This window comes from Bacteroides fluxus YIT 12057 (assembly GCF_000195635.1).
In the GTDB taxonomy this organism is placed as follows: Bacteria; Bacteroidota; Bacteroidia; order Bacteroidales; family Bacteroidaceae; genus Bacteroides; species Bacteroides fluxus.
This window is the reverse complement of the sequence record NZ_GL882689.1, coordinates 180,397-193,501: the sequence shown is the minus strand read 5'-3', so window position 1 is coordinate 193,501 and position 13,105 is coordinate 180,397. Positions and strand designations below refer to the sequence as shown.

The following is a 13,105-nucleotide window of genomic DNA, read 5'->3' as shown; positions in this document are numbered from 1 at the left end:
CAAGGATGTTAGAATATGATAATAAAGTATTAGTTTGTTAGAAAGCACGGCACTATCTTTGCTTCATGAAAAATGTCTATGAAAGACACCTATAGACACAAAAGAATATTTTTAGTTTAATAACAATCAATATTAATTTTTTAATCATGAAAAACATCTTTTTATTACTAATGTTATTGTCTATTCCGTTGTGTTCGGTTTATTCACAAAACCGAACCATCAAGGGTCGCATTATTGACAAAGAGACCGGCGAGGCTTTGATAGGTGCGTCTGTCGTGGTACAGGGTAGTGAACAAATCGGTACGATTACAAATCTGGATGGTGATTTCATACTAAGTATCCCCAATGGGAAACAAAAAATCGTAGTCAGTTACTTAGGCTACACTACTACAACACTAGATCCCAAAGATTATCAAATAGTGGAATTGACTACTGACGCTCTGGGACTTGACGAAGTGGTAGTCGTAGGTTACGGTAGTGCAAAGAAAAGAGACTTGACCGGTTCGGTCACTTCTATCAATTCCAAGAAGTTGATGGAAAGTCCTGCATTGTCGGCCGCCGAAGCCATCCAAGGCAAGGTTCCCGGCGTGTTGGTTACCAATTCAAGCTGGGGACCAGGTTCCAACCCCTCTATCCTGATTCGTGGAAAACGTTCTATCAAGGCCGGCAACGACCCGTTATATGTGGTTGATGGCATTCCTTGCTCAACAGCCTCTAACATGTTCGCTCCGAGCGACATCGAGTCTATCGAAGTACTCAAGGACGCTTCAGCCACTGCTATCTATGGTTCACGTGGTGCCAACGGTGTTATCTTGATTACTACAAAGAAAGGTAAAGCAGGCAAGATATCAGTAGATTACAGCGGTTACTACGGCGTACAGACCAAGCAGAACGACTTGGAGTACATGAACGGTGCCGAATTTGCAGACTACGTACGTGAAGCGGAGAGAGCTGCCGGAAAGTATAAATCTGATGTGCCTAATATTGACGAGGATAGAAATTTGTCGGCTTTCACCGGTGACGACTACACTTGGCAGTCTATTGCAATGGCTTATGACGCAAACGGTAATTACGACCCGAGCAAGGTACGTTCTACCGCCAGTAACTGGAAAGACCTGGTAGAACAGACAGGTATCATTACCGACCACCAGTTGAGCATCAAGGGCGGAAGCGACAAGGTACAGTTCATCTTGAACACGACTTATTTCAATAACGAAGGTATCTACAAGCAACAGGACTACACCCGCTACACCATTAAAGGCGGCTTTGACGCTCAGGTGAACAACTGGCTGAAAGTAGGTGCACAGCAACACTTCATGCGTTCAATCCAGAACCGTGGAAGAAACTTCCAGGATTGTTGGCGTGTCAACCCGCTGGGACGCTACTATGACGATGAGGGCAACTTGCTACAGATGACTTCCGGTAACGATACGCAGTACTGGAACCCCTTGCAGTACTTGGATGAGAATGCCATCGTAAACCCACTGAAGATTAACCGTTTTGTAGGTAGCTATTATGTAGATATCGCACTGCCGGTCAAAGGTTTGAAATACCGCGCGAACATTGGTCTCGACTTCCATTCCAGACAAGACTATTCATTCACGGGTCCGCAGGCAAACAACGGCAACATCAACAAGGCGAAAAACTCAACGCAGCAGACTTTCGGCTATACTATTGAAAACCTGTTGTTTTACGATCGCACGTTCGGCAAACACACGTTCGGTGTCACTTTGCTCCAATCCGTGGAACGCAACCATCGCGAACAGCTGACAGACGACGTACAAGGTCTCCCTTCCGACAAGCTGTACTGGTATGACATTGCCTCGGCAGCGGAAATCACGAACTTTGACAGCCACAACCAGATTTGGAGCCTTGCTTCATTCATGGGCCGTGTGAACTATAACTTCAACAGCAAGTACTATGCTACAGTATCCATGCGTTACGACGGTTCTTCACGTTTGGCGGACGGTCATAAGTGGGTAGCTTTCCCCGCCTTCTCATTGGCATGGCGTATGAACGAAGAAAGCTGGTTGAAGAACTTCGACAAGCTGGACAACCTGAAACTGCGTTTCGGTTACGGTGTGACGGCTAATACGGCCATCGACCCTTATCAGACTAAGGGGTTGCTGGGTAAGAAATATTACAACTATGGCAGCAACCTTGTAATGGGCTACTGTTCTTCTTCACTTGCCGACCAGGGACTGACTTGGGAGACAACAGGGCAGTGGAACCTTGGACTTGACTTCAGCTTTTTCCGTGGACGTCTGAGCGGTACGATTGACGCTTACATGCAGAACACACACGACTTGCTGCTCGACAGGCAGTTGCCGATTGTATCCGGATATGATAAAGTGTTGACTAACATCGGTAAGACAAAGAACCAAGGTATCGAAGTCAGTCTTTCTACAGTGAACGTACAGACTAAGGACTTTACTTGGACCACCGACCTGATGTATTCTACCAACAAGGAAGAGATTGTTGAGTTGTACAACGGAAAAGTGGACGATATAGGTAACAAGTGGTTTATCGGAGAGGCTCTTAACGTGTTCTATGACTACAAGAAAATCGGCATCTGGCAGAACACACCGGAAGACCTTGAGGAAATGGCGAAATTCAATGCCAACGGGCACAAGTTCGCACCTGGCAAGATCCGCTTGCTGGATGTAGATGGTGACTATAAGATTTCAGCCGATAAAGATCGTATGATTCTGGGGCAAGGACGTCCGAAGCACATCTTCAACATGTCAAACAACTTCACTTACAAAGGATTTGACTTTAACTTCGTACTCTATGGAACTGTAGGCGGTATGGTGCAAAACAAATTACGTTACGGTCATCAGGCTAACCGCAACAACAACCTGAAGTATGATTACTGGACCCCGAATAACCCTACAAACGCCTATCCGCGGCCTGACTCAAGTTCTAACGATGTGGAGTATGAATCCACTTTGCATTACGAAAAGACAGACTTCCTGCGTTTGAAGACCGTTACATTGGGCTATACACTGCCTAAACAGAGCATACAGAAAGCCGGTCTGACCAACTGCCGCCTCTATCTGACTGCAGAGAACCCGTTGATATTTACAAACTACAACGGTATCGACCCTGAAGGTGCTACGGCTTATTCCGCACCCAGCGTGAGCTCTTGGATGTTTGGTGTTAATCTTTCATTTTAATATAAACAAACTGGAAATATGAAAAGAATTATAATTGATAATGGTGTTAAAGTATTGGGCTTGATATGCTGCTCTGCCATGCTTGCCGTAAATACTTCATGCGAAAACTTTCTTGAAGAAAAAGAAGTGCCTCGTTTGACAAATGACTATTACAACTCGGAACAGGGCGTAGAGGCAGGTGTCACTTCCATCTACAGCTACATGCGTGACTTTGTAGGCGGTGAAACGATTAACGAACTTACTGAATATGGTAACGACCTGATAACCGGCGGTAACGACGGCTGGAATCGTGGCGCGAACTTATATAATACCGGAATGTCATCTACTACCGGAGCATGTTGGAGCCTATGGAACAGTAGTTACCAAGCTATCGGTGTAGCAAACAAGGTGTTGGAATCTATGTCCGAGGTGAACATGACCCGGGATAAAAAGGAGCAGTACACAGCAGAAATAAACTTCCTGCGTTCTTACTTCTATTTCGACCTGGTCCAGCAATTCGGACGCATCCCCTTGGTAACCTACGCGGTTAACGAACCCAAAACTGATTTCAAACGCGCTTCCGTAGAAGATGTTTATAAGCAGATCATCACCGACCTAAGGTATGCGGAGGAACATTTGCGTGAAACGGCTGGCGGTGATGCTCAAGGTCGTGCCACTAAATATGCCGCCGCACATCTGTTGGCTAAAGTTTACCTGACTCGTGGCAGCGCGGTGAAGGATGCTCGCGGGCAGAAATCTACTGACATGGACAGTGCCTACTACTATGCGCGCAAGGTGATTGACAGCAACAAATACCAATTGCAGAGAAACTTTGCAGATTTGTGGGACATCAATAATATGGGTAATAGCGAAGTGGTGTTCGCCGTGCAGTTTACAGAGGATAAAATCTATAATGGAAACGGAAACCAGTCACACTTGCTCTGGTGTTCTGAATATGACAAATTCCCCGGCATGAAGCGTGATATGGAAAACGGACGTCCTTACAAGAAGCATATGCCGACTAACAAGACGATGCTCGAACTGTACGACCGTAAGAATGACTCCCGTTTCTATAAGAGCTTCAAATGGACCTTCTATTGCAACAATCCGACTAAAGACTTGGCTCTGGGTGATACAGCGGTTTACTACAGTATGTATCCCAAGAAGAACAGACCGTATAAGTACACCTATCTCCAGTGGAAAGCGGAGGATATAGACAAGCAGGAAAATGGAATGACGAACCGCAAGAACTATCCGCACTTGGTGAAGTATATCGATCCGCTGCGTGGTGATGATATGAATAGAAAGGAAGGCGTACGCGAATGGGTGCGCATGCGTTTGGGTGAAACTTACTTGATTGCAGCCGAAGCAGCAGGGCGTAAGGGTGACTATGGACTGGCGGCTGAGTTGATCAACGTAATTCGCGAACGGGCTGCATGGCATGACGGAGAAACGAAGATGGCACAATACTGGGTGGAAGAAGGCGGTGAATACAACAATACCGAATCCACTTACGAAGAGATCAAGGTGAAGGCAGCCGACCTACAGAACAACTTCGTGGACTTCATTCTGGACGAACGCGGACGCGAACTGTTGGGTGAGTACACCCGTTGGCCGGACTTGGTACGTTGCGAGAAGTTGGTGGAATACGCCAAGAAGTGGAATCCTGATTCCGCACCTAACGTTGAAGACTATCACAAGCTGCGTCCTATTCCCCAAAATCATATTGACCGCTTGAATCCGAAAGGAAGCAACGAAGAGGAACAGAATCCTGGTTACTTCTAATTCGGATCAGAAGCTCCGGAAGAGTTAAGGAGTTATCACTTTGCTTTGCTCCGCAGGAGTGAAAGCAAACAGCTTTAGAGCTTGTTTAAATTTTCTTCAAAAAGAGGATTTAAACAAGCTCTAATATTCAATTGATACAGGTCAATTATAGACAAGCAAGCAAGAACACTTCGTTCGATTCATTTCTTTGGCTGATACAAATAAGATTTTTCTATACGGTCGGCAGGCGTGCCAGATATAAAATGATAGATTGACAAACGGCTGTCCTGTTCAAATAATGGGTTTAAGACATTAGACAAAAATAGCGAAAACATAGAGCATTATCGAATTTCTTTGCAGGTTTTCCCAATAAAATTTGTATTTTTGCCTGCAACTGAAAAATCAGTAATATCATAGAATAGACAATTCCCAGACAAATATGAGCGAAGATTTTGAAGCACCCAAAGATGATTTGGCCAAAGAATTCCCGACCGGAAGCGAAGAGCATTCGGATTATAAACCTGCAGACGCAAAAGATGCCAACGTAAAGCACCAGCTAAGCGGAATGTACCAGAATTGGTTTCTGGACTATGCCTCCTACGTTATACTAGAGCGTGCTGTTCCACACATTATGGATGGTTTAAAACCGGTGCAACGACGTATCCTGCATTCCATGAGGCGCATGGAAGACGGACGTTACAACAAAGTTGCCAACATCGTAGGTCATACCATGCAGTTTCACCCGCATGGAGATGCTTCCATTGCAGACGCTTTAGTGCAGCTTGGCCAAAAAGACCTCCTTGTAGATTGTCAGGGAAACTGGGGTAATATATTGACCGGCGACAGCGCCGCCGCATCCCGCTACATTGAAGCACGTCTTTCCAAATTCGCTCTGGACGTGGTATTCAACCCCAAGACAACGGAATGGAAACTTTCCTACGACGGGCGCAACAAGGAACCGGTGACGCTCCCCGTAAAGTTCCCCTTATTGTTGGCTCAAGGAGTAGAAGGTATAGCTGTCGGGTTATCTTCGAAAATCCTGCCGCATAACTTCAATGAACTTTGCGATGCCTCCATCAAATATCTGCATAAAGAAGACTTTAAATTATATCCGGATTTTCAGACCGGAGGTTCTATTGACGTATCCAAGTACAATGACGGAGAACGGGGCGGAGCAGTACGTGTACGCTCAAAAATAGAAAAAATCGACAATAAGACACTTGCCATCAAAGAGATTCCATACGGCAAGACAGTTGCCAGTGTCTGTGACTCCATAGTCAAAGCCAGCGAAAAAGGAAAAATCAAAATCCGGAAAGTGGAAGACCTTACCTCCGGCAGTGTAGAAATCCTTGTACACCTGGCACCGGGAGTCTCGTCCGATAAAACCATTGATGCACTATATGCCTTCACTGACTGCGAAGTAAGTATCTCTCCCAACTGCTGTGTCATTGACAACCAGAAGCCGCACTTCCTCACCGTGAGCGACGTACTGCGGAAATCCGTAAACAATACATTGGATTTACTGCGGCAAGAGTTGGAAATCCGCCGCAATGAAATACGGGAAAATTTGCATTTTGCCTCGTTGGAGAAAATCTTCATCGAAGAACGCATCTATAAGGACAAAGAGTTTGAGCAAGCCAAAAATATGGATGCCGCCTGTGAACATATTGACAACCGTCTCACTCCCTATTACCCCACTTTCATCCGTGAAGTGACCAAAGATGACATCCTCAGATTGATGGAAATCAAAATGGCACGCATCCTCAAGTTCAACTCCGACAAAGCCGAAGAACTTATCGCCCGTATGAAAGCAGACATTGAGGAAATTGACCGTCATCTGGCAAACATTGTGGAATATACCGTTGACTGGTTCCGTATGCTGAAAGAAAAATACGGTAAAGAATTTCCGCGCCGTACGGAATTGCGTAACTTCGACACCATTGAAGCTACCAAGGTTATCGAAGCCAATGAGAAGTTATATATCAACCGTGAAGAAGGCTTCATCGGTACGGGCTTAAAAAAGGATGAGTTTATCGCCAACTGCTCACCGATCGACGACGTAATTATTTTCTTCCGGGACGGGAAATACATCATCACTCCTGTTGCCGACAAGAAGTTCGTGGGCAAAAACATCCTTTATGCCAACGTATTCAAGAAGAATGACAAACGTACCATCTACAACGTATGCTACCGTGACGGGAAAGAAGGGACCAGCTACATCAAACGTTTTGCCGTGACCAGCGTAGTGCGTGACCGTGAATACGACGTAACCCAAGGAACCCCCGACTCTCGCATCACCTATTTCACCGCCAATCCAAACGGCGAGGCCGAAATCATCAAAGTAACATTGAAACCGAACCCGCGTGTACGGCGTATTATCTTTGAAGAGGACTTTAGCGCCATCAATATCAAGGGACGGCAAGCTATGGGAAACATCCTGACGAAACTTCCCGTTCACAAGATCGCACTGAAACAACGTGGAGGCTCCACCCTGGGCGGACGCAAAGTATGGTTTGACCGTGATGTACTGCGCCTCAATTATGACAGCCGCGGAGAATACCTCGGCGAGTTCCAGAGTGATGACTCCATCCTCGTAGTACAGAATAACGGTGAGTTCTACATCACCAATTTCGACCTGAACAATCACTACGAAGACAGTATCCGCGTATTGGAGAAGTATGACCCCAATAAAGTATGGACAGCCGTTCTGTACGATGCCGACCAACAGAACTACCCATACATCAAGCGTTTCTGCTTTGAAGCAACCTCACGCAAACAAAACTACTTGGGTGAAAACAAGAACACCAGTCTCATTTTACTGACGGATGAATACTATCCACGTCTGGAAGTAGTCTTCGGCGGTCATGACAGTTTCCGTGAACCATTGATTGTAGAAGCAGATGATTTCATTGCCGTAAAAGGCTTCAAGGCCAAAGGAAAACGTCTGACGACTTTTACCATCGAAACAATCAATGAACTGGAGCCTACCCGCCAACCCGAAGAGCCACAGGCACCCGAGGTGCAGGAAATTGCGGACGAACCGGAGATACTGGACCCGGATCATGGTAAAAGTGAAGGAGATATACTGGATGAAATGACGGGACAAATGAAACTGTTCTAAAAGCCATATCTCCCCGAACATTGACAATATACTCAATTAAGAATGAAGATTTACAGGATTTGCATAATCATCGGATGCTTGATATCGCTGGGAGGCAAGACCTTTGCACAGGATGTGGAAGACATTGCCGTGCAAGAGTTGCGTACCGACTCTGCAACCAGGAACCGTTTTATCACACGCGCTACTCTATACGGTGCAGGTCTCACCAATGTTTTTGACACCTATCTGTCCCCGCAAGAATATACCGGAGTGGATTTCCGTATCTCACGCGAAAGCATACGGATGACCAATTGGATGAACGGCCGCATATCCCTGCAAAGCTTCTTCCAGGCAAATCTGGGGTATACGCATAATAAAGTGGACAACAACAACGCTTTTTCCGGATTGGCGAACTGGAATTATGGCCTGCACTATCATTTCCCTATCACAAGCAATTTCAAGCTGCTTGCCGGAGGGTTGGCAGACATCAATGGAGGCTTTGTCTATAACTTACGCAACGGCAACAACCCTGCCCAGGCACGTGCCTATATCAACCTCGATGCTTCGGGCATGGCAATCTGGAACCTGCGTATCAAGAGTTGTCCTTTGACGCTACGCTATCAAATCAATCTTCCGCTAATAGGTGTCATGTTCATGCCAAACTACGGCCAGTCTTATTATGAGATATTTACATTAGGGCACTGGAATGGGGTTATCAACTTCACATCCCTGCACAACCAGCCCTCACTGAGGCAAATGCTGACAGTGGACTTCCCTGTAGGGAAAGCTAAAATGCGCCTTGCATACGTATGGGACGCCCAACAAGCCAAGGTCAATGAAATAAAGACACATACCTACTCGCACGTGTTCATGGTAGGATTTGTAAAGGAAATCTATCTGCTCCGCAATAAAAAGAAAAGAACAAGATGAAAAAGACATACTTTCTGAAGATTTGGGGAATCCTGTTTACGCTGCTGCCCTTGCTGAACGGCTGTATCCGTGAAGAGGAGTTCAATAATACACCGCAGGGAAATTTCGAGGCATTATGGAAAATCATTGATGAAAAATACTGCTTTTTAGACTATAAACAGATAGATTGGGAAGCCATTCACGACAAATACCAACCACTCATCACGCCCAATATGAGCAATGACGGACTATTTGAGATACTGGGCAATATGCTTGCCGAACTGAAAGACGGGCATGTCAACCTATACAGTTCTTCCAACACGGCACGTTATTGGGACTGGTATCTGGATTATCCGCGCAACTTCAATGAAAGTATCATTGAGAAATACCTCGGACACGACTACCGCATAGCCGGAGGCGCCAAATACCGCATATTGGAAGATAATATAGGGTACATTTATTACGGAGACTTCTCCAATGGTATCGGCAACGGCAATTTAGACGAGATACTCTCCTACCTTTCCGTATGCAACGGATTGATTATCGACGTACGGAACAATGGAGGCGGCAACCTGACCTACGCCACCCGTATAGCCCAACGTTTCACCAATGAAAAAGTACTGACCGGATACATCCGGCACAAGACAGGTAAAGGACATAGTGATTTCTCCGAGCCTACCCCTATTTATATAGAACCTTCCAACAGCATCCGTTGGCAAAAGCAAGTTATGGTTCTGACCAACCGCCATTCCTACAGCGCTACCAATGATTTTGTAAATTCCATGCGCTATTTTCCCAATGTGACCCTGATAGGTGACAAAACCGGTGGAGGCTCAGGGCTCCCTTTCTCTTCCGAACTGCCCAACGGATGGGGAGTACGCTTCTCAGCCAGTCCACACCTGGATGCAAATAAACAGCAGATCGAGTTTGGCATAGACCCGGACAAAAAAATAGACTTGAAGAAAGAAGATGAAGAAGACGGCCTTGATACCATCATTGAGGAAGCACGGAAACTGCTGAAAGTAACCCCCTAAGTTACTTTATCCTTCAAAGTATTTGCCAGAATAAAAAATCTTCCTATCTTTGTCACCGCTAAACGGAATTATCCCGCGGGTGTGGCGTAATTGGCAGCCGCGCCAGACTTAGGATCTGGTGCCGTGAGGCGTGTAGGTTCGAGTCCTATCACCCGCACACACATCTTTTTTAAAGACAAACAACTGCAAGCCTCTGGGAATCATCTCAGAGGCTTTTTCATGATATTATGAAAGAGAAAATAAAAATAGATTGTATATTTGTCAGATAATTAAAGATTTCAAGACTTAATACCAACCATACCATGAACCTCCAAAGACATTTGCTTTTACTTTGTCTGTCCTTGCTGGTGACAGGTTACTCTTTTGCCAATCAAAAGCCTTATGTCATCAATTTTGCCCGAGACAAGTATCATGCAGCCAATAAAAACTGGTCTATCGGGCAAGATGAAAAAGGGATTATGTATTTTGGGAATGACATCGGCCTGCTTGAATCCGACGGTATGGAGTGGGAACTTTATCCAATGCCCAACTCTCCGATAGTCAGAGCCTTGGCGGTAGAATCACACAACACGATCTACACCGGAGGCGCTGAAGAGCTGGGACGTTGGGACAGAGACTGTTCCGGCAAACTGAAATATACCTCTTTAAACAAGTTACTACCACCCAAGATCCTGGACAATGAAAGTTTCTGGCGCATCTGGATAGACGGGAACAAGGTTTATTTCCAAACCTTCAGAAATATTTATGTCTATGACCATCGTACAATGCGGCAACTCACTATTCCGGAAGGATTCCTGCTATTGTTGAAAGTGAGAAATGAATATTGGGTACAAGAGATGTATGGTCCCCTGCACCAACTCAAAGATGGCAGGCTAAGTAAGATCGGAGGCAGTGAATTCCTGAACGGGGCCACCACCCGTGTCATTTTGCCATATAGCGACGACCGCTACCTGGTCGGAACCTCTGCAGGCGAAATCTACATTTACGACAAAAAGAACTTCATTCCCTGGAACAGCACCCTGTCCCTCCGGTTGCATGGCCAAGAACTCAATTGCGGAATCTATTGCGCCAAACGAAACACCTACTACCTGGGAACCCAGTTAAGCGGAATCTATGAAGTAGATGTACAAGGGAATATCCTCAATCACTTCTCGGCCGCCAACTCCCTGCAAAACAACACGATCCTGTCCCTGTACGAGGACAACCGAAACAATATATGGGTAGCCATGGACCGTGGGCTTGCCTACATCCGCTATACAGACGGCTTAAGCTACTATCGGACCAACGACGGTAACTCCAGTGCAGTATATGACGCCACTTTGTGGAACGGCTACTTGCTGATCGGCACCAATCAAGGCGTTTACTACACACCGGAAGAAAAAGCAAACGACTTTGAAATATTCTCTTCACTGAAATTCATCGAGGGTACCCAAGGGCAAGTGTGGTCCTTGCAACAGATTAACGGGCATTTATATTGCGGCCATAACAACGGCCTGCTTGAAATCCGCCCGGATTTCAGCATCCGTCAGCCCTACCACCTCAACACCGGCGTGTTCCGCATCCTAGAAGTTGCCGTCAACGGAAAAGAGATTCAGATTATCGTTACCTACAACGGACTGCGTATTGTCAACAAGGAGACCGGAAAAGTAAATGTCATGCGGCAAATCACCGATCCCATTTACGACGCAGAGACAGACCACTTAGGCAACATCTGGCTGGAGACTGTCAGCAGAGGCATATACAAATGCCGGTTAAACGAAGAGATGGATGCCTTCCGCTACTACACCTATTACGGGCACGAGAAAGACAGTACACTCCCTGTACATCTGCAAGTGTTCAAAGCAAGCGGGCGGGTCATTTTCCTGGGAAGCGGCAACCGCTTTTACTCCTACAACGAGAATAGTGACACCCTGCAACCCAACCAGCTTCTGAACCAATGTTTCCGGAATATACACAATATCAAGCGTATTGTGCCCATCAACAGTGAAGAGAGCTGGGCCATCACCGGCTCTTCCATCTACCGTTTTTTCTACGACGGTTATATTACCCGTATCAACGAGAGTTATAAGGTAGAGACCGACAACCTGTCACTGATTACCGCTTTCGAGAATATCTCCATACTCAACGACTCCCTTTCACTGGTGTGCCTGGATGCCGGTTTCATCCTTCACGACTCCCGGAACAGCAAACGCCAGAACGTACAGCTCACTCCTCCCAACCTAGAATTTGTACATACAGGCCAAGACCAGGCAAGCGGCTATGCCGACCTTTCCAAGGACATCCGTATCCCCTACGAAGACAACACAGTCACCGTGGGCTTCTCCGTCAAGGACGCATTTGCCCAAAGCTTGTTCGTAGAATACCTGCTGGAAGAAGTAGATAGCACCTGGAGCCAGCCAGAGCAGCGGAACAGCGTCTCTTACGCCCGTCTGCCGGAAGGGAATTACACCCTGCGCATCCGCACCACGGACGAATTGGACAATTATTCCCCCGATGCCATCATCAACTTCGACATACTTCCTCCCTGGTACCGTACCATCTGGTGGTACCTCACTTGCTGCCTGCTGGTCATCATAGCTCTGTTCATTACCTTCCGGCTGATGAAAAGGCAGTTGCAGACCAAACACTTCAGACGCATGAAAGCACAAGAAGCCGAGCACCTGCGCAGAATGAATGAGGAACTACAGAATGAAATCGAAGAAAAGAATGCCGAACTGTTCACACAGACCTCATTCATCATCCGCAAGAATGAGCTGATTCTGAAACTGAAAGAGATTGTGGATGAAATCTGTACCAAGAACACACAAAAGGCATTGCTCCCTCTTTATCAGAAGATAAACAATCTGCTTGCCAACAATCTCGACACAGAGGACGACTGGAAAATGTTCCTGATTAAATTCGAGCAAAAGCACCGTACTTTCTTCAAAGCACTGAAAGAGGCATACCCGCTGCTCACCAACAACGACCTGCGCCTGTGTGCCTGCCTTAAACTGAACATGGATACCAAGGACATCGCCTCCTTGATGAACCTTTCCATCCGTGCGGTGGAAAACAACCGGTATCGCCTGCGCAAAAAACTCAACCTGCAGCCCGCCCAAAACTTAAATGAGTTCTTTTTAACTATTGAATGACATCTTTTTTGT

At 46.2% G+C, this 13,105-nt stretch carries 6 protein-coding genes and 1 tRNA gene; all 7 read left to right on the top strand.

Features of this window, described 5'->3' with window-relative positions; genetic code table 11:
- Window positions 1-146 precede the first annotated feature (146 nt).
- The 7 genes from HMPREF9446_RS14575 to HMPREF9446_RS14545 all read left to right on the top strand — a co-directional run bounded on the left by HMPREF9446_RS14575 (window position 147) and on the right by HMPREF9446_RS14545 (window position 13,093).
- Entirely contained in the window at window positions 147-3,176 is a 3,030-nt protein-coding gene (locus HMPREF9446_RS14575) for a SusC/RagA family TonB-linked outer membrane protein (RefSeq protein ID WP_009126487.1), read from the top strand.
- Between the two features lie 18 nt (window positions 3,177-3,194).
- On the top strand, window positions 3,195-4,940 hold the full coding sequence (locus HMPREF9446_RS14570; RefSeq protein WP_009126486.1) for a RagB/SusD family nutrient uptake outer membrane protein: 1,746 nt from the start codon (window positions 3,195-3,197) through the stop codon (window positions 4,938-4,940).
- A gap of 418 nt (window positions 4,941-5,358) precedes the next feature.
- Window positions 5,359-8,040, top strand: a complete 2,682-nt coding sequence (locus tag HMPREF9446_RS14565; protein ID WP_009126484.1) for a DNA gyrase/topoisomerase IV subunit A — start codon at window positions 5,359-5,361, stop codon at window positions 8,038-8,040.
- 42 nt (window positions 8,041-8,082) lie between these two features.
- Window positions 8,083-8,949, top strand: a complete 867-nt coding sequence (locus tag HMPREF9446_RS14560) for a DUF3316 domain-containing protein (protein WP_009126483.1) — start codon at window positions 8,083-8,085, stop codon at window positions 8,947-8,949.
- Complete coding sequence (locus tag HMPREF9446_RS14555; RefSeq protein ID WP_009126482.1) at window positions 8,946-9,962, top strand: S41 family peptidase; 1,017 nt, start codon at window positions 8,946-8,948, stop codon at window positions 9,960-9,962. The genes HMPREF9446_RS14560 and HMPREF9446_RS14555 overlap by 4 nt, the downstream gene beginning before the upstream one ends.
- Before the next feature lie 75 nt (window positions 9,963-10,037).
- Window positions 10,038-10,119: transfer RNA gene (locus tag HMPREF9446_RS14550), tRNA-Leu, on the top strand.
- A 145-nt stretch (window positions 10,120-10,264) separates the two neighbouring features.
- Window positions 10,265-13,093: a triple tyrosine motif-containing protein gene (locus HMPREF9446_RS14545; RefSeq protein ID WP_009126481.1), complete on the top strand. Its 2,829-nt coding sequence runs from the start codon at window positions 10,265-10,267 to the stop codon at window positions 13,091-13,093.
- Window positions 13,094-13,105: the final 12 nt, after the last annotated feature.

What these genes read in the sequence shown, in the direction of transcription:
- HMPREF9446_RS14575 (WP_009126487.1), top strand. Translation starts at nt 147, where the DNA reads ATGAAAAACATCTTTTTATTACTAATGTTATTGTCTATTCCGTTGTGT.
- HMPREF9446_RS14570 (WP_009126486.1), top strand. Translation starts at nt 3,195, where the DNA reads ATGAAAAGAATTATAATTGATAATGGTGTTAAAGTATTGGGCTTGATA.
- HMPREF9446_RS14565 (WP_009126484.1), top strand. Translation starts at nt 5,359, where the DNA reads ATGAGCGAAGATTTTGAAGCACCCAAAGATGATTTGGCCAAAGAATTC.
- HMPREF9446_RS14560 (WP_009126483.1), top strand. Translation starts at nt 8,083, where the DNA reads ATGAAGATTTACAGGATTTGCATAATCATCGGATGCTTGATATCGCTG.
- HMPREF9446_RS14555 (WP_009126482.1), top strand. Translation starts at nt 8,946, where the DNA reads ATGAAAAAGACATACTTTCTGAAGATTTGGGGAATCCTGTTTACGCTG.
- HMPREF9446_RS14545 (WP_009126481.1), top strand. Translation starts at nt 10,265, where the DNA reads ATGAACCTCCAAAGACATTTGCTTTTACTTTGTCTGTCCTTGCTGGTG.